At 42.6% G+C, this 17,802-nt stretch carries 19 protein-coding genes and 1 pseudogene; 16 read left to right on the top strand and 4 right to left on the bottom strand.

The annotated features are described in order from the left end of the window. The first annotated feature begins 32 nt into the window (after nucleotides 1-32). From QFZ78_RS04825 to QFZ78_RS04815, 3 genes are read left to right on the top strand one after another with little or no spacing between them, the layout of a single operon-like run. The gene (locus tag QFZ78_RS04825) at nucleotides 33-914 is read left to right on the top strand and encodes a carbohydrate ABC transporter permease (RefSeq protein ID WP_307545876.1); all 882 of its coding nucleotides are present in this window, start codon (nucleotides 33-35) and stop codon (nucleotides 912-914) included. Nucleotides 915-930: 16 nt separating this feature from the next. Next, complete coding sequence (locus tag QFZ78_RS04820; protein ID WP_307545873.1) at nucleotides 931-1,776, top strand: carbohydrate ABC transporter permease; 846 nt, start codon at nucleotides 931-933, stop codon at nucleotides 1,774-1,776. A 37-nt stretch (nucleotides 1,777-1,813) separates the two neighbouring features. Next, a complete protein-coding gene (locus QFZ78_RS04815) occupies nucleotides 1,814-3,313 on the top strand; it encodes a glycoside hydrolase family 32 protein (RefSeq protein ID WP_307545871.1) in 1,500 nt (499 codons plus the stop codon). Between the two features lie 75 nt (nucleotides 3,314-3,388). Here QFZ78_RS04815 and QFZ78_RS38390 read toward each other — a convergent pair whose 3' ends face one another. After that, nucleotides 3,389-3,541, bottom strand: a complete 153-nt coding sequence (locus QFZ78_RS38390) for a helix-turn-helix domain-containing protein (protein ID WP_373460998.1) — start codon at nucleotides 3,539-3,541, stop codon at nucleotides 3,389-3,391. 202 nt (nucleotides 3,542-3,743) lie between these two features. Between QFZ78_RS38390 and QFZ78_RS04810 the strand changes: the two are divergent. Further along, nucleotides 3,744-3,944 (top strand): annotated as a pseudogene (locus tag QFZ78_RS04810) (fructokinase); the annotation flags it as partial. 322 nt (nucleotides 3,945-4,266) lie between these two features. Then, a complete protein-coding gene (locus QFZ78_RS04805) occupies nucleotides 4,267-5,610 on the top strand; it encodes a NosD domain-containing protein (protein WP_307545869.1) in 1,344 nt (447 codons plus the stop codon). A gap of 149 nt (nucleotides 5,611-5,759) precedes the next feature. Here QFZ78_RS04805 and QFZ78_RS04800 read toward each other — a convergent pair whose 3' ends face one another. Then, on the bottom strand, nucleotides 5,760-5,984 hold the full coding sequence (locus QFZ78_RS04800) for an integrase core domain-containing protein (RefSeq protein WP_373460087.1): 225 nt from the start codon (nucleotides 5,982-5,984) through the stop codon (nucleotides 5,760-5,762). Between the two features lie 220 nt (nucleotides 5,985-6,204). Here QFZ78_RS04800 and QFZ78_RS04795 point away from each other — a divergent pair, with 220 nt between their 5' ends. The 3 genes from QFZ78_RS04795 to QFZ78_RS04785 all read left to right on the top strand — a co-directional run bounded on the left by QFZ78_RS04795 (nucleotide 6,205) and on the right by QFZ78_RS04785 (nucleotide 8,330). Continuing rightward, entirely contained in the window at nucleotides 6,205-6,780 is a 576-nt protein-coding gene (locus tag QFZ78_RS04795; RefSeq protein WP_307545868.1) for a dihydrofolate reductase family protein, read from the top strand. A 178-nt stretch (nucleotides 6,781-6,958) separates the two neighbouring features. Further along, entirely contained in the window at nucleotides 6,959-7,549 is a 591-nt protein-coding gene (locus QFZ78_RS04790) for a hypothetical protein (protein ID WP_307545866.1), read from the top strand. 211 nt (nucleotides 7,550-7,760) lie between these two features. Further along, nucleotides 7,761-8,330, top strand: a complete 570-nt coding sequence (locus tag QFZ78_RS04785) for an RDD family protein (RefSeq protein WP_307545864.1) — start codon at nucleotides 7,761-7,763, stop codon at nucleotides 8,328-8,330. 4 nt (nucleotides 8,331-8,334) lie between these two features. Here QFZ78_RS04785 and QFZ78_RS04780 read toward each other — a convergent pair whose 3' ends face one another. Further along, nucleotides 8,335-8,718, bottom strand: a complete 384-nt coding sequence (locus tag QFZ78_RS04780; protein WP_307545862.1) for an alpha/beta fold hydrolase — start codon at nucleotides 8,716-8,718, stop codon at nucleotides 8,335-8,337. A 149-nt stretch (nucleotides 8,719-8,867) separates the two neighbouring features. Between QFZ78_RS04780 and QFZ78_RS04775 the strand changes: the two genes are divergently transcribed. From QFZ78_RS04775 to QFZ78_RS04755, 5 genes are all read left to right on the top strand, one after another. Continuing rightward, nucleotides 8,868-9,167: an Lrp/AsnC family transcriptional regulator gene (locus QFZ78_RS04775; protein WP_307545860.1), complete on the top strand. Its 300-nt coding sequence runs from the start codon at nucleotides 8,868-8,870 to the stop codon at nucleotides 9,165-9,167. 179 nt (nucleotides 9,168-9,346) lie between these two features. Next, on the top strand, nucleotides 9,347-9,853 hold the full coding sequence (locus QFZ78_RS04770) for a GrpB family protein (RefSeq protein WP_307545858.1): 507 nt from the start codon (nucleotides 9,347-9,349) through the stop codon (nucleotides 9,851-9,853). Nucleotides 9,854-10,373: 520 nt separating this feature from the next. Next, on the top strand, nucleotides 10,374-11,159 hold the full coding sequence (locus tag QFZ78_RS04765) for an RNA polymerase sigma factor (protein WP_307545856.1): 786 nt from the start codon (nucleotides 10,374-10,376) through the stop codon (nucleotides 11,157-11,159). A 9-nt stretch (nucleotides 11,160-11,168) separates the two neighbouring features. Next, nucleotides 11,169-12,152: a lysozyme family protein gene (locus QFZ78_RS04760; RefSeq protein WP_307545854.1), complete on the top strand. Its 984-nt coding sequence runs from the start codon at nucleotides 11,169-11,171 to the stop codon at nucleotides 12,150-12,152. Between the two features lie 263 nt (nucleotides 12,153-12,415). Further along, nucleotides 12,416-12,754, top strand: coding sequence for a hypothetical protein (locus tag QFZ78_RS04755; protein ID WP_307545852.1), 339 nt, complete (start codon nucleotides 12,416-12,418; stop codon nucleotides 12,752-12,754). A gap of 486 nt (nucleotides 12,755-13,240) precedes the next feature. On the opposite strand, the gene QFZ78_RS04750 is transcribed toward QFZ78_RS04755, so the two are convergent. Further along, on the bottom strand, nucleotides 13,241-13,558 hold the full coding sequence (locus QFZ78_RS04750; RefSeq protein ID WP_307545850.1) for a hypothetical protein: 318 nt from the start codon (nucleotides 13,556-13,558) through the stop codon (nucleotides 13,241-13,243). 645 nt (nucleotides 13,559-14,203) lie between these two features. Between QFZ78_RS04750 and ltrA the strand changes: the two genes are divergently transcribed. From ltrA to QFZ78_RS04735, 3 genes are all read left to right on the top strand, one after another. Continuing rightward, a complete protein-coding gene (gene ltrA, locus QFZ78_RS04745; protein ID WP_307545848.1) occupies nucleotides 14,204-15,532 on the top strand; it encodes a group II intron reverse transcriptase/maturase in 1,329 nt (442 codons plus the stop codon). Nucleotides 15,533-15,730: 198 nt separating this feature from the next. Beyond that, a complete protein-coding gene (locus tag QFZ78_RS04740) occupies nucleotides 15,731-16,684 on the top strand; it encodes a prenyltransferase/squalene oxidase repeat-containing protein (RefSeq protein ID WP_307545846.1) in 954 nt (317 codons plus the stop codon). A gap of 211 nt (nucleotides 16,685-16,895) precedes the next feature. After that, nucleotides 16,896-17,345, top strand: a complete 450-nt coding sequence (locus tag QFZ78_RS04735; RefSeq protein ID WP_307545845.1) for a GNAT family N-acetyltransferase — start codon at nucleotides 16,896-16,898, stop codon at nucleotides 17,343-17,345. Nucleotides 17,346-17,802 lie beyond the last annotated feature (457 nt).

Here is a 17,802-nt window from a genome sequence, read left to right as displayed (position 1 = left end):
CCGCATTCAATTCTCGCAGAAGGATGATGGATATGTCTTCAAGGGATCAGAAGCTTTCTTTCCTATTTTTTTTACCGGCTTTCGTTTTCATGATCTTGTTTTTTGTTTATCCGATGCTGTTGCTTTTTAAAGACAGTTTTTTTGACGATGACGACCCTTCCAAATTTATAGGTTTACAGCATTATACGAAGGCACTTACTTCGGATACCTTCTATCAATCCTTGTCTAATACGATCGAATATGTGATTGGTGCAGTAGCCATTGAGTTGATATTGGGCATGATCCTTGCGCTTTTGCTGAGTACAGGGTTTAAAGGCGCCAACATCATTCGTACTTTACTATTGAGTCCGTTAATGATCTCGCCTTTAGTTTGCGGGTTAATATGGAAGTTTATGTTGAACGACCAATTTGGCATTTTAAATGTCATTTTATACAAAATCGGTTTGATCAAGAATCCTCAAAGTATCTTATGGTTATCTGACAGCAAGTACGCGTTAATCTCCTGTATGATTGCCGACGTATGGCTTACCACACCCTTTATGATGTTGATATTATTAGCGGGTATACAAGGAATTCCTGAAAGTTTATATGAAGCGGCGCGCATTGACGGAGCCAATAAGTTTCAGAACTTCTTGCATATCACGCTGCCGAGTTTAAAACCGGTCATTGTCGTTGCCGTTATCATACGTATTATTGATGCCGCAAAATCATTTGACATTATTTGGGTTATGACACAAGGTGGTCCTAGCGGATCCTCTTCGTTAGTAAGTACATTAATTTACAAATCGGTAGCCAGATACAATCAAGAAGGTTATGCAAGCGCAATGGCTGTAATCTTTATGATTATTTTGCTGGCAATCTGTTCATTCTTTTTTAAACAATTCTGGAATCCAAATAAGAAAGCGGTTCGATAGAAAGGAGATCAGCAAGATGGTTATAACCATGAGTAGACAAAAATCCAGAGTTGCCGGGTTATTTGCCCTCATCATCTCATGTATCTTTTTGATAGTTACTTTATTCCCTTATGCGTACCTTGTGTTGTCTTCATTGAAACCGCCAAGGGAAGTGATCTCCACAAACCCGTCGTTGTTGCCTTCTGTATTTACTTTAGCCAATTATAATGCCCTGTTTCATCAACTGACCATCGGCAAATATTTTGTTAACAGTCTTTTAACCGCATTGGCAGGTACATTGTTGAGTGTTTTTCTGGGATCATTAGCTGCTTATGGCTTAACCAGGTTTTCATCAAAACTCGGGAATATGTTTCTGTTGTTTACTTTAGTGGTTCGCATGACGCCTCTGATCAGCGTTGCAATACCCATGTACCGTATTATTGGGCAATTAGGTTTAATGGATACAAAAATAGCACTTGTATTAGTCTACACCAGCATTAACATACCGTTTGTCATTTGGATGATGATTGGTTTTTTCGACAATTTGCCCAAAGAGCTTGATGAATCCGGGCGTGTCGACGGATGCGGGATGTTTGGAACATTTATGCGTATTATTTTGCCGATCTCGCTGCCTGGATTAGCAACTACCGCAATTTTTAGCTTTATGCTTTCTTGGAATGATTTCTTGTTCGCATTACTTTTAACAAGCACTTCGGCTAAGACGGTGCCAGTGGGAATTTCAGAGTTTTTAACAGCATACGGTTTGGATCTAGGCCCCATGACGGCTGCGGCGACCCTATTTAGTGTGCCTGTCATGCTGTTTTCTTTCGTCATGCAGAAATACATTGTTAGCGGAATGACGATGGGTGCCGTTAAAGAATAGAGACTAAATACTGCAAAAAAGAGTGGAGGAAAGACGGATGCTTTACGATCACCATACGTTTCATAATCTTATGCTGGCTAAAGCCGAACAATCGGCTGCAAATATGAATGACCATGTGGGTAAAGACCCATTGCGCTTAAAATTTCATTTTATGCCGCCTGCTTATTGGATGAACGATCCTAACGGACTCATCTATTATCGCGGAGAATTTCATATGTTTTACCAGTTTCACCCGTATTCGGCCGAGTGGGGGCCGATGCATTGGGGCCATGCAAAAAGTAAAGATTTGGTTCACTGGGAACACCTTCCTATTGCACTTGCGCCAAGTGAAGTCTATGATCTTGACCAAAAAGGCGGATGTTTTTCCGGAAGCGCCGTCGATGACAACGGGATATTGACTTTGATCTACACCGGCACGATTATGAAGGAAGGGCGTGTCATTCAAACCCAATGTTTAGCTTCCAGTACCGATAGCGTGACATTTCAAAAATATGTAGGAAATCCGGTTATCTCTGTTCCTCCAGAAGGGAGTTCCTCTGATTTCAGGGATCCGAAAGTATGGAAACACGAAGATAAATGGTATATGGTCGTAGGTTCAAGTAAAGATGGAAAAGGAAGAGCTTTGCTTTATCGCTCGAATGACCTGTATGTATGGGAGTATGTAAGTGTATTGGCTGAGAGTGACGGTACGATGGGTACGATGTGGGAATGTCCGGATATTTTTCAGCTTGGCGATCGTTATGTACTAATGTTCTCCCCAATGGGAATGGGTGAAAAAAAAGCGAGTTATTTAACTGGTTCATTAGATTATAGTAGTGGGAAATTTACTTGGGATTATTGTGGAGAAGTGGATTGCGGGTTCGAGTACTATGCTCCTCAATCTTTCCTTGATGATAATGGAAGACGAATTATTATAGGTTGGTTGAACGCTTGGGATTGGATGCCGTGGTTTAAGTCGTTCGGTCCGACAAAAGCAAACTATTGGTGCGGGGCCATGTCTCTTCCGAGAAAGGTTGAATTGGATACAGGCGGACGTTTGAAGTTTCTTCCGGTTGAACAATTGCAAACTTTGCGTAAAGAGCATTACGTAGTAGAGAATGTGTTGGTTGAGGAAGGACGAAGACCCGTTCCCAAAGAAATGAATGGCGATTGTTTGGAGATCATGGTGAAGTTTTCATTGGAAGATTGCGATGCGGAAGAATTCGGATTGCGATTGAGATGTTCTGAAGACGGTAAAGAAACCTTGATATCCTACGATGTCAACTCCAAGGTACTCCGGTTTGATAGATCCCGTTCAGATTCGTTTAGTGAAGGCGTGCGAACGTGCACGCTCGAGACAACGGCTAATGGTTTGGTAGCATTGCAAATTTTTGTTGATACTACATGTATAGAAATCTATGCAAATGAAGGGCGCTCCGTGATGTCAAACAATATCTATCCTGATCCAGCGAGTACGGGGATTGATATTTTTTGCCGTGGAGGAAAGGTTAAAATGCTTTCATTAAACGTTTGGAAACTCGAATCGATTTGGCGGTGATCATAAGTAGTATGATGTGTATGGAATTCTTCTGATCCCAATGTGAGACAGCTTTTATGGGATGTTAGCGAACACCTAACTACGGTAGAAGGATGGGGTTGTTCCTTCTACCATTTTAAAAAATCTGCTGCTGAATGCATGAATGCTTGGAAAGCCCATCTTCTCGGCGATGATGGTAAGCGGGTCGGTGGTAAATTGGATCAAATGGCGTGCTGCATGCACACGCATGGTATTGAATCGGACTCATACTAAACGCTTTTTGAAAGAGACGAACCAAGTAATGTTTGCTAATTTAGATGGCCGTGTAATCTTTGTGGAAACTGGTTACAGCCGGATTTAATAAAGCTGCAAGCCGAAGGCGTTCAAACCCGGATTTTCGTCTGCTTCGAACGGCCATTGATGCACCGAAGAAAAATACTTACACACTTTTGGCGGAGGCGTTATGCAACAGAAGCAACTGCTTCCGATGATACGAACCGAGGTGCAGAGAAATTTAAACGGATACGTTAGTGCGGAAGCCATTCTTACGAATATCGATAAATACATCCTTCCTCCGGGATTAGGGGATAATGCCGGACTGTGCGGGGCGTTGGCGCTTGGTTTGAAGGCGTTGAAAACATCTAATGAATAAACCGAAGGGCCTATTGTTTCTGTGAAAGTAAGAAAATCGCCTCATCCTGCCTTCTTGGCAAGGATATTAGCGATCTTTTTGACCATATAAGAATTTATAACTTTCCGAGTCTACGGAATCGACCAATAAACCGAAACGTTCTTCCAAGGATAGTTCATTCATTCGTGGATCTTGAAGCTGCCGTAAGTAAGCGTCGGCTAGGCCCTGCAAGCGCAGTTTGCGTAGGCAGGAAAAGCACGAATTCGTAAGGCTTTACTTCCAGCTATATCAAGGAAAAAGTAGTTTATGAACAAACACACTAAATTGATAGGAGAATTTATTTATGGCTAGTAAAAATTATTATGACGTAACAGAGTGGCCTGTCGGTAATCCGTATGAGGATATTGGTGAGGTAATCAATAGCATTATAGCAGATATTAAAAGTAGGCAAACGGACACTGATGTGAATAAAGGCGGAAAGCCGGGTGCGGTTATCTATATTCCACCGGGAGATTATTATCTTGGCAGTCAAGTAGTTATAGACATCAGTTATCTTAAAATTATGGGTTCTGGACACGGGTTTACATCTTCGAGTATTCGTTTTAATACTTCTGAGAATGAATGGGCGGATTTGCATGAATTGTGGCCGGGAGGAAGTCGCATACTCGTAGATATTCTCCTAGAAGTAAATGACGAGGAATATAAAGGAGCTGCATTTTATGTTGAACGAAGTGGAAATCCCCGAATAAGTTCGGTAGAGTTTTCTGACTTTTGTATTGATGGTTTGCATTTTATTGAAGATGGTTCAGGAGAAACAAATCCGGAAAACACATACACTAACGGGAAAACGGGTATTTATGTTGCAAGTGCTTGTGACTCATTTCGGATTACAGGCATGGGGTTTGTGTATTTAGAGCATGGAATTACTATTTATCATGCAGATGCACTGACTATACATGATAATTTCATAGCTGAATGTGGTAACTGTATAGAACTACGAGGTTGGGGACAGGCTTCAAAAATAACCGATAACTTGATAGGAGCCGGTTTTAAAGGATATTCAATTTACGCTCAAAATTTTGGTGGACTTTTGATTACAGCGAATAATGTTTTTCCACGAGGTGCGAGCAGTATCTATTTTGATGGTGTGACACGTTCCAGTATCACAAATAATAGACTTCATTCATTTTATCCAGGAATGGTGGTATTCAGGGAAAATTGTTCGGAAAACTTGGTTTCTTCAAATCACTTTTTACGTGACCATGAACCTTGGACCCCTTTTCTGGGAATAGACAATGGTTTAGATGATTTGTATGGTCTCCTATATATCAGTGGCAATAATAATTCTGTAATTGCTAATCATTTTTCTGAAGGAATTAATACTCAGAACATCAAGCCGGTAGGTGCAACACCTGTAATCATACGTATTGTTTCGGGTAATGGAAATTATATTTCTAATAATCATGTTGTTGCCACGGAGGTTCATGCCAAGATAAGTGATTCTTGTTTCTCTGCGCAAGTAGACGCTTTGTTGACTACCGAAGCATCAGAGCCGCTTACCGTAACAACAGTATTGGTAGAAAAAGAATCGCTTCAAAATACGATTCTTGATTCGGGAAGTGATGCACAGGTTGTTATGGACAAGATTGTAAATGCATTCAGAGCCACTCCAACGCCAGGAGCATAAATAATATATTCAACTATGTTTTTGTGGTAGTTTTTGTTCCAAAGTTTCTAATTTTTGGGGTGCTTCCTAGCGATGGAAGTGCCTCTTTTATAGTGTTTACCATATTTGGATAAATGCCAATAAAGTAGACAGAAAAAAGGAATGTTTCTTTAGGAAGACTGCCAGAAAATGTATTCTTTTATGTTTGGAGAAAGCATGACAATGGCAGAATGAGGTCTTCTAGGAGTATAAAACCCTTCAATATATTCGAAACAAGCCAGTTTTACTTCTTTTAACGAAGTACGATTCAGTTCTTCTTTCTTCATATATTTGAAAAAAGGTTCTATTACTGCATTATCCCAGGGATAAGCGAGCTTTGAGACGTGATAGTTCAATCAATAAAACTAGCATGAAGGCAGCCGGCAAAACGAAGGCTGCCTTTTTGATGTCGGGTGACAAGAACTTTATCTCATTCCCGACAGATGACCTAGAAAGGATACCTATGATTGAACTAACGGGCAGTTTAGCTTAGCAATCCATAAGAAACAATCCAAGCTGTAATGTGCTAAACTGTAACTAATGTAGACATCCCTCATGAACAAAGGAGCACTGAAAATGAGAAAACTCGTTCTATTTTTGCACGCATCGCTTGACGGTTTTGTAGAAGGGCCAAACGGTGCAATGGACATTGGCTGGATTTCCTACGATGGTGATTTAGAGAAATACGCGAAAGAAATTCTAAGTACTGCCGACACCGTCATTTGGGGACGAGGGACTTATCAATTAATGCACGGTTATTGGCCATCTGTGCCTTCGAACCCATCAGCTTCGCAGCATGAACGGAATCATGCCGAGTGGATCGATAAGACAGCCAAAATCGTTTTTTCCACGACGCTGGACAAAGTCGAATGGAACAATTCCAGACTGGTGAAAGAAGATGTCGAGGAAGAGATCAAGAACCTCAAACAGCAGCCAGGCAGGGATATGGTCATCCTCGGCAGTCCTAGGATCGCACACCACCTTATGCAGCTTGATTTAATCGATGAGTATAAAATTACGGTTTCTCCCGTCCTGATCGGCAGCGGGTTGCCGTTATTCCAAGGTCTCAAGGAGAAGGTCAATCTTAAACTTATCGAAAACAAGACCTTTGATTCTGGAGCCATAGGTCTCGTTTACCAGTCGGTTAGATGACCTTTGTCTCCTAAAATAGATTACGCTAACGGGTAACGATAGTTCCATACCGAAAGGGCTGCCGCGTGGCAGTCCTTTGTTCCGTTAACGGGCAGTTTTGTTACAAATAAAGGAAGATCAAGTTTGGTGACGAATTAAATGTATCGACAGAAACACTGTAATTCATCAGGGGGAATCCATGATGCTTAAATGGTTTAGAAAGAAAACAACTACTGTTGCATTTGATAATCAATTAAATACGCTTTACGAAATAGGTATTAAATTAAAGCCTTCACTTAATAGGAAACATTTATTTGAGCATTTCTCTCAAGAAGAAATGGAACTGGATCCCTATATTATGCTACTGGTTACTCTTGGTTCCGAAGTAGAAATGGATAATAAATTTGACTTCATCTCCGACGATATCTGTCACTTAGACACAGAGTGTATAGAAGATCATGGAGACTATCAAAGAATAGTGCAAAGACTTGTCCAATTAACTAAGGGATCATTTAAGATTACAGAAATTAAGGACTATATCGATATAGATAATGAAGAAGTTTGGATATCTTTCAATGCAGACGGCGAATTATTTAAACATGACCTTAGAGTTGAAGATGATTGGCTAGATCTTTCCATATTGAGCATTTTAAATTCAATAGTTGCGAAGCAAAATCTTGAAAAAAAATATTATTATGCAGTGTTAGGACAGGATGTTTTAATAGGGTTTTATACTGAGGAGCAGGTTATAAAACTAAACAAGCTTATAACAAAGATTCATTTTGAATGAAATGGGTTAAGGAGTTTGTTCCACTAACGGCGAATAATAGTTGAGGGGCTTGCTTCGAGGCAGCTCTTCTTTTGTTTATTAAAGTAACGCGCAGGATAGTTCAACGATTTCACGAATACTTCAAGAATTGAATATTATCGAAATTCGCAAAAAAGACGCAAGAGGAAATAACTTGAAATAAATATATTAATAAATATTGGGGGACTATTGCATGGAAGATGAAGTCAAAATACAATATGTTGGATTTGGGACACGTATTTTAGTGAATATTATTGATTTTATTTTGCTTATTCCTATTATTTTTGTTTATCAATTTATAATGAAATTATCTTTAGAGAGTCCAAGCGTACTACCAATTACCATATATTATATAATCCTTTATTTATATTTAATATTTATGGTAGTTAGGTTTGGGGGAACTCCAGGTAGACTGATATTAAAGACTAAGATTATTAATGTTAACGGAGAAAAATTATCAGTGATGCAAGCTGTCTTAAGATTAATAACTTATACACCAAGTTCAATTGCATTTATTTTATCAATTCAAATAGTCATAAACCAAATCAATATTGAGGGATTACAAGGAAAAGAAATAGTGGAATTTTATAAACTTAATAAAGAGAGTAATATATTTAATTCTGTTGGAAGTGTACTACTTTTAATTGATATATTTTGGATTTTGTTTAATAAGAAGAAGAGGGCATTACACGATTATTTAGCTGGAAGTTATGTGGTCTACAAGAATAAAACTACAGATAAGAAACAAATTAATTTTTGTTAAAAATTCAAGAAGTAGCGTAGATGCCGAGCCATTGTCCGATGGCACCGCCTAGCGACAGACCAAGGAAATGCACACGGTCGATATGAAGTGCGTTGAGCAGTTCGATTACATCCCGTCCCAGTCTGTCGAACGAATACGGACCGGCGGGCGTATCCGAATCGCCATGCCCTCGGTAGTCGTAGCGAAGCACGCGGAAATGCCGAGAAAGTACAGTTAGCTGGCCATCCCACATGTTCATCGAGGTGGCGATGGAGTTCGCAAGCATTAATACCGGCTTGTCGGCTGATCCATCGATTCGATAAGCAATCCGAACTCCATCACCGGTAGTGAAAAATTTTAACCCATCAGTCGCTCTATTTTCATTTAATGTCATTGTCATCGTTCTCATTCTCCCTCGTTGGTTATTAGTGACATTTTACTGGAATTGGCCTACAATTTAAATGAGATTATTAAGGAGTTTGGGTCCTAAAAACACAGCCGGCTGTAACGGAACGACTTCGGAAGCTGGAGGAGCAGGGGATCATAACTGGCTATCGGGTGGAGCTTTCCACATCTAAGCTTGGCAAGCATACAACCGCGTTTGTACTGTTTAAATCGAATAACTGCAAGGAGTTCGAAGCTTTCGTTGGAGCGGCCCCTGAGATAGTCGATTTTTACAGAACCAGCGGAGAGTATAATTATTTATTAAAGGTTGTAACCGAAACAAGTGAAACCTTGGAAACCTTCCTTGAAACTTGCAACATATTCGGATTTTCATCGACCCACGTTGTTCTCTCCACGCGATTCGAGGATAGAAGTCTTATCGCAAGTATGATGGACTTGTATAAATCAAACTGAGAATGCATCACATTAGATAGTTGTATTTTAAAAGACTAAAGAATGTAGCGGAATATTTACTGTGTTACGCAGAACGATAGTTGAACACCGAAAGGGCTCCGCGTGGTAGCCCTTCGTTACGCTAACGGTCTCCTACGAATTGATATGTAACCATGTTGTTACAGTCAGGAGGAGTTTTAATGGGTTCAAGTGTAATAGTACGTGAATATGACCCTAGTTGGGTTCAGTTGTTTGAACAGTTACGAGGCTTCGTACTTCCTGTTTTAAGCGATTTTGTAGTCACAATAGAACACGTTGGAAGTACATCCGTTCCAGGGTTAGCAGCGAAGCCGATTGTTGATATCGACGTGGTGGTGTCTACGCAGTCTGATGTCATACTGGCTATTCAAAGGCTAGCCACCATTGGCTACGTTCATGAAGGCGATTTAGGAACTACGGGACGAGAGGCTTTTATTCCTCCCGCTGATGTAACTTGGCATCACCTATACGTCTGCACCATTGAAAACGCCGAATATAAACGTCATATCCTCTTTCGAGATTATTTGAGAAACTATCCAGAGGATGCCAAACAATATGGTGAATTAAAGTTGGAACTTGCACAACGATTCCAGAATGACCGTTTGGCATACACGAATGCTAAGGGAGACTTTGTTAGAGAGATACTACAACGTGCAGGTTGGAAATGATGTGTATTTTCAGCCTGTGTTATTACGCTAACGGAAACGAGAGTTCGATAAGGGGGAAGATGATACTCTTGAATGATCTTGCTCATTTTATATTGTTTGTAACTTTCGGAATCCCAATAATTGCTTTAGCAATTGTTCTATTGAGTATGTCAGGTAGAAATAAAAGATGAAGTTCATGTGAAAGGTAGCAACTTTGATACAGTTCAGAATTTCATTCGGTGGATAGACTCTGGCAATCAATACCTTCGTTATGCTAACGGAAACTATAGTTGAACAAACCTAGAAAGGCTGCCACGTGCAGCCTTTTGTCAACTGGCAGTTTTGCTCAGGAGGTTATCGATCGGATCTATCGAAATAAATGAAAACAAGATACAATTGCCGGCGGAGTATCCGGTTACATAGAGTAAAATTGAGGATAATCATCATAAAAACTTTGTAACAACATTTTTTTTTGGATGTTCGATAGAAATTGGTTGTCATTGGCATCTAGATTAAAGAACCGGGAAAGGGAGCGAGCGATTTGCAGGCAAGAAGAGAATCCGCAGGGTTTGCGCTGCCGATGGGGCATCAGGTGCAAGATGAGCCAATTGAGGCTTCTGCTAGCGAGTCGGAACTAATCGACAGAGCGCGAACAGGTGATCCGGATGCATTTGGCGAGTTAGTCCGTAGAAACCGCGCTAAGGCGTTGGGTCTTGCTTACACAGTAACTCAAGACCGTCATATGGCGGAGGACGTTGTACAAGAAGCGCTTGTGCGCGCGTTTCTTCATCGCGGTACGCTGCTGGACGCCAATCGATTCCGGCAGTGGCTGGCGAGAATCGTGCGGAACGAAGCCTACATGAAGATGCGGCGCGGAGGGCCGCATCGTAAGGAACGCCCTCTCACTAGTTGGGAAAGTATGTACGGCGGCCATGAGAGGAACGATCGGCATGATATCGATATCGTCCTCTTCAACCTGAGCAAATCGTCGAATGAACAGCTGAAGCAGATGCAAGATCCTTCGCAAGCGCTGTTGCAGAAAGAGCTGGTCGACGGTATTCGTAGCCTGCTGTGCTGTTTAAGCGCGCGCGAGAAACGGGTTTTTGAGGCTTATTTCTTCGACCAGCTTCCTCCGCAAAACATCGCTGTATTGCTCGATACTTCTGTTGCAAATGTATATAACTGCATCTCACGCGCCCGCATCAAGATTCAACAACAGCGAATACATGTTCATGTCAGCCTATACGTCGAGCAACGGAAGAAGTCTGGTAAACCGACCAAAAAGCTGCTCGCTCCGCCGGTATTTAAGCCAAACTGGATGGAATGAGGAACAAAAATGGGAAAACGGAAGTCAAGCGAACTAACATGGAGCCACAATTCGGATACGACAGCGATTCATTCGATCTTGCAGTATACCGATAGGGTCGGCTTAACATTAATTGAAGTGATGGGATACACGGCGCATGCGTTTCGTATGATTATCGATCGCCAAGAGGTAGAAGTCGGCAGCTATTCTTTCTTCGATTGGAAGTCGAATCATGCCGCAGCGTTCAGCAATCTCGGCTTGACGGTTAAATCCACCGGACAACAAACGAATGAGCCGCCGACGCCGGAGGAGTGGGAGGAAGGTCTGCATTTTATTCAAGAGAGTATCGACAAGGGAGTCCCTGCGCTCAGTTGGGATTTGTTCATTCCAGAATGGGGCGTTATTTATGGATACGATGACGACAAGAAACTGCTTCGCTGCAGAGACGTCCGTAAAGACGGCGAGTTGCCATACGAGAAACTCGGGCGCGGGGAAGTGACTGAATTATACGTGATGACCGTTACGGGGAGTCGGCCGGTCGATCGCAAAACGATGCTGTCCGGAGCTTTGCGGATGGCTGTCGACCATGCGCGAAATCAGGCTTTTCCTTCGCAGAACTCGCATCGCAATGGGCTTGCAGCATACGACGCTTGGACCGAAGCATTTACGAACCGATCCGTGAACGCATTCGGTAATTGCGTGAACGCTGGCAAAATAAGCGATTCGAGAGAATTCGCTTCTGCCTTCCTTGCGCACATCGTTTCCGGGTGGGAAGGTAATTCGTTAGCCGACCAAGAGCTTCGTGCGGCGGCTCAGGAGGCATCCTATCATTACGGGAAGGTCGCCGACCGGCTTTGCGAGGTGTTTACGATGTTCCCGTTCCCGCGCGGGGGCGAACCTAACGTTGACGAACAGGCTAATCAGGCGCTTACGCTGCTGAGAGAAGCGAAATCGGAGGAAGAGCAAGGCGTCCGAATCTTGGAGCGGATGTTGGAGCTGTTGGAACAAGCATAAGGTGGGAGCACTTACTTGCGGTTGCATTCTTTTCTTGGTTTCGATCATAAGGATGGTATTAGAATTGACATGCTAACTGAGCATATATTTAACCGGCAGATGCCCCTTATGATTGGATCCTTTACTAAACTAACGAGGAACGATAGCTCAATTAACCATTTAAATGAAGCTACGCTGTGTGTGGAATCTTTATTACGATAAGATACCGGGCTGTATTACTTTAGATGTTGAACGGCAGGAAATGCTATGTAAGGAAGCAAAGGTTGAGTGAGGATAAAATGAAACTAATCAAGAAATTGCTCATTGAAGCTGGAATAATCGCAGCTCTAACAACGGCAGCTATTTGCCTATTCATCAATATTGACGGGGTTCCTCCTGTCTCTACAATTGAACAAGTAGAAGTGCAAACCCAGCCATTGCAGCAACTCGATGTAGAAAGGCTAACTGATACGGATGGCCATGCCGAACTTATGTGGGTAAAGCCACTAAATTGGCCGAAAATCATAATGACCTTTTTTTGCGTATTTTCGATTTATTTACTCGTTCGGTTAGTTATTGTTTGGTTGTTGTTTAGGAACCGAGTAAAATTACCTCGAGAATGAAAATAATGAAGACTGAAATGACTGGTCGTCAAAAACTACATATGTTTTAAGTTAACGCAGAACGATAGTGGAGCAGCTTGCTTCGTGGAAGTACCAGGACGAGGCGGCCAGCATGGAACGGCAACCTCGTTGAGCTAACGGGAGACTAGAGTTCGATAAGGGAGAAGATGATACTCTTGAATGATCTTGCTCATTTTATATTGTTTGTAACTTTCGGAATCCCAATAATTGCTTTAGCAATTGTTCTATTGAGTATGTCAGGTAGAAATAAAAGATGAAGTTCATGTGGAAGGTAGCAACTTTGACACAGTTCAGAATTTCATTCGGGGGATAGACTCTGGCAATCAATACCTTCATTACGCTAGCGGAAACGATAGTATAACAAGTCAAGTCAGGCTGCCGGTCAGCTGTAGCCTTGCTGTATTTACGAGCAGAGTAGTATTTGATCAATATCGACAATCGGATTGTTGTAGGTAGTTTTCCATTTCAATTGGATGAAGAATTATCTTCAGATAAAGCCTGTTGTTTGTAAAATGATTTATAGTATTGCTGAACCTTGCTATCATAATAACGACTGACTTCGCAATCAGGTATCCAAATTCCCTTTTGCTCAATTGCAATTAAAGTCTCCTGTAATATCCGTTCGCGCTCTGGACGTTTTAATTGTCGTTGATGCTCGAGCATCAGAGAGATCGTTTTACTTCTGAGTAAGGAAGCGATCCACTCTTTTTGTCTCAGCTTTAAAGCGGAAAACTTCTTGTTGGTTTGAAGCAATCTTCCATTTACTCGTATATGATTTTTCAACACTTCAACCCCCCAGTTTTTTGATGTTCATGGTCTGAATCAACGATACCATGACTTTTTTCTATTATAACTGACATTTCGACCACGGCAAATGGAGAAGAGCTATTCTACGCTAACGAAGACTCCAGCCAGTGACCCGTGATGCCGTTAAACGATTGGGCAGGATAGTTTAAGTGCGTCAAGTTAAGTCATGTCATTTAGCAGGTGGAAATCCTGCTTGGAAAGACTCTAGCCAAGTCACCAATAGCGAGTCTTGGAGCGGTAAGGGTAACCTTGCGGTTTAAGCGTAGACAGCCAGATAGTAGGCCGTGTGATTGAGCCTCGAAAGAACTGCAAAGATGGGAAGGTCGACGGATTTTAAACTCTCGGAAGACCATAGGACAAACAACGTTACTGGCGAGTTGCATGCCCCTTCCCCGGGGTTTTAGAGAGCAGGGCATGCTAGACAATGATGACATGGGATCTTGAGAGATCCTATCGGTTCTGCGGCAGACGAGTACTTGTTAGGAAAGGAACCGCAGTATGAACAAACAACCCGGAAAGGAAGGATGTTCAAACGACACGATAGGAAGTCGGATAACTTCATAGTACAAATTATCACTCTCGCTAAGGAAACATGAACTACACACAGGGGTAGGTGCAAACATGGAAACAAAATTAGCAAGAATAGCTGAAATTGCGAAAAGACAACCCAGAGTACAATTCACATCGATGTACCATCTGCTAAATAAGGAATTGTTGCGACAGTGTCATGGAGAACTAGATCCGAACAAAGCGACTGGGGTGGACCAAGTGACTAAGGCAAAGTATGCCGAACAGCTGGAAGAAAACCTCGAGGATTTGGTAGGACGACTCAAGCGGAAAGGATATCGACCGCAACCCGCGCGCCGAATGTACATCCCGAAGGATGAGAAAAGCAAACGACCGTTAGGCATAGCAGCATACGAAGATAAAATCGTGCAATCGGCGTTAAATAAGCTGCTGCAGCAAATCTATGAGCAAGATTTCTTAGACTGCTCTTATGGATTTCGCCCGCAGCGAAGCTGCCATAGAGCCCTAATCCATTTAGATCAGATCATTGATAAACAATCGATTCAATTCATCGTGGATGCGGACATCTCCGGTTTCTTCAATTATGTAGATCACGAGTGGCTCCTAAAGTTCCTGAAACTTCGCATTGGGGATCCAAACATCCTCCATCTCATCAGCCGAATGTTAAAAGCGGGTGTACAAGAAGAAGGACGCCTGGAGCCGACGGAGGAAGGAACTCCGCAGGGTTCGATTATCTCTCCACTGCTTGCGAACATTTATCTACACTATGTACTCGATCTATGGTTCGAGAAACGAGTGAAGCGGCAAAGCCGTGGAAAAGCATTCATGGTACGATATGCTGATGATTTTGTTTGCTGCTTTCAATACGAGACGGATGCGAGGGAATTCTACGAGGCATTGATCCAACGATTAAAAGAGTTCAACCTGAGCATTGCGGAAGAGAAAACAAAGATCATGCGTTTTGGAAGCAATGCGGAAGATTGGTACAAAAGAAATGGTGGCGGAAGACCATCAACTTTTGACTTCCTAGGCTTTACTCATTATTGCAGCAAGAATGCAAAGGGGACATCCTTCCGGGTAAAGCGCAAAACAAGCGCGAAGAAATACAAGAACAAGATCAAGGCATTCGGAAATTGGATGAAGCAGCACCGACATGAAAAGTTGGAAATCTTGATGGCAACGATTCGCAGGAAATTAATCGGGCATTACCAATATTATGGGATCACGGATAATCACCCGAATCTAGTCAAATTCAAGAGAGAAACGGAAAAGGCGTTGATGAAATGGTTAAACCGAAGAAGCCAGAAACAAAGCTTCAATTGGGAAAGCTTTAACCAATTCCTTAAACGAAATCCTTTACCAGAACCCCGCATTTATGTGAATATCTATGGAAAACGCAAGGCTAAGGCCGGTTTTCAGTAAGATGATTTGAAGAGCCGTATGCCTTAATTGGGCACGTACGGATCTGTGAGGGCTTGCAGGTCAAACCTTCTAAACGGTAGGCCTGCATTCTACTCGACTTACGTCGCGAATACAAAATTATAAATATTTAGCGATGGTCGAAAACAACCAAGAAGGATACGTGGAATGAACTTGACCAAAGTAAGGAGGAACTATTAGATGACAACCAAAAATCCCGAATGGCAAATTCCGAAGCCAAAGAAATCAGTATTAGAATGGCTGCTTGACGGCGACCCTGCGTTCCGTTGGCAGGTGATGCGTGACCTAACCAAAGATCCAGACGACTGCGTTGCCGCAGAGCGTTCGCGGATTGCCTCGGAAGGTTGGGGTGCCCGGGTCCTCGGCCTGCAATCTTCCGGGGGCAACTGGGGTGGTGACGCCGACGCTCGGAACTGGTTATGCACGAGCTACACCTTGCTGCTTTTGAAGGACCTAGGCTTGGATCCATCGGGTGAGGAAGCCCGCAGATCGATCGGCCTAGTACGTGACCACATCACCTGGCCGCAGCAAATGGGTGGCCAGCCCTACTTCGACGGCGAGACCGAGCCATGTGTCAATGGTTGGATCCTTGGAGTGGGTGCCTACTTCGGAGAGGCGAGCGATCGGCTAGTCGACCGACTCCTCGGTGAGCAGCTTGAGGACGGAGGTTGGAATTGCGACACCCCTCAAAGTCGACGATCCTCTTTCCACAGCACCATCTGCATCCTGGAAGGACTATTAGAGTACGAGAAGGCTAAGGGTGAAACTGCTGCGGTGACGGAAGCCCGCGTCCGGGCACAAGAGTACCTTTTGGAGCGTCGCATGTTAAGGTCCCTATCATCCGGCGAGGTGATCGATCCAAATTGGACGCGGTTGTCGTTCCCGACCACGTGGCATTACGACGTGCTGCGGGGTCTGGATTATTTACGCAGCGCCGGTGTCGAACCCGATGAACGGGTCACCGAGGCCGTCGGTCTGGTGGCGGAGAAACAAGACCAAAACGGAAAATGGCCGCTCGAGAACTCTCACCCCGATCGAGTTCACTTCGACATGGAAGGTGTGGAAGGCGAGCCTAGCCGCTGGAACACTCTCCGCGCCTTACGAGTACTGGACTGGTATTCTACACGACACTAATGCATCCGATGGAAGAGGACTCGCAACTTGGTTTCGGAATGTATTTTATCTCATGAAGCATTAAGCTCTAACGGAGAACGATAGTGAGGAGCTGCACAAGGACAGCTCCTTTTTGATGTTCGTTAAACTAACAGGGCAGGATAGTTGAAAAGGAACTAGAACAAATTTGACGAAAATAATAATTAAATATCTGGACCAAGGAGATTTATGTATGACTGAAATACGTTGGGCTCAACTGGAAGATACCCAAGAGTTAGGATATGTCCACTCAGAGGCTTACCTAAACACTTATCAAGGAATAATGCCTGATGAATACCTTAATCAAGTTACCCCCAAAGTTAGGGAGAGGTACTTTTATACTGCTCTAGTTCAAAGGGTAGAACGTGTAGCAATTGCGCTAATTGATAAGAAAGCTGTAGGTTGTATGGTCCTAAAAGCCAGTAGTGACGATGATTTAAACCATAGTGGAGAAATATCTGCAATATACCTTCTTCAAAATTATAGAGGCGTTGGTCTTGGAAAGCAGCTCCTAAAATGGGGAATGGATAGATTAAAAGACTTTGGATTCACAACAGTTGTAATATGGGTGTTAAAAGAAAACCGAAATGCTATCAGGTCTATGATATGTAAGGCTTTGTGCACGACGGAACAGAGAGATTAATCCATAGAGGTAAAGAATTAATTCAGCTTAGATATTTAATGAGTCTGCACCTTAGGCAGGCATTACGCTAACTGGAAACGATAGCAATAACGAGGGTTGCCACATGGTAGCCTTTTCTCAGCTAAACACGATAGTTAAACATAAAGGGTTTCACATATTAGCCATGCATAATATGTGAAACCACTTATTTCATTTGATTTTCTTAAAATTAGGTCTTGATAAGCGATGGTTTAGCCTGCGAGTGATAAAGTTTTAGACTATCGAGGGACGAGCAGATTACGCTAATAGTTGGCAATGAATGCATTGATCCGGCCATCGTTCGACGTTATGGGTAAAAGCGATTCTTTATCAAATATAGATATGATTTTTATACTGATTTTAGGGGTTTTATTGTTTGTTTTTGAAAGGTATATTCTAACAATGTACACCCAAAATGCTACAACTGTTGCGTGCTAAT

Origin of the sequence: Paenibacillus sp. V4I5 (genome assembly GCF_030817255.1) — a bacterium.
Classification (GTDB): Bacteria; Bacillota; Bacilli; order Paenibacillales; family NBRC-103111; genus Paenibacillus_E.
Note: the sequence above shows the minus strand (reverse complement) of the source record. Positions and strands in the feature narration are given on the sequence as shown.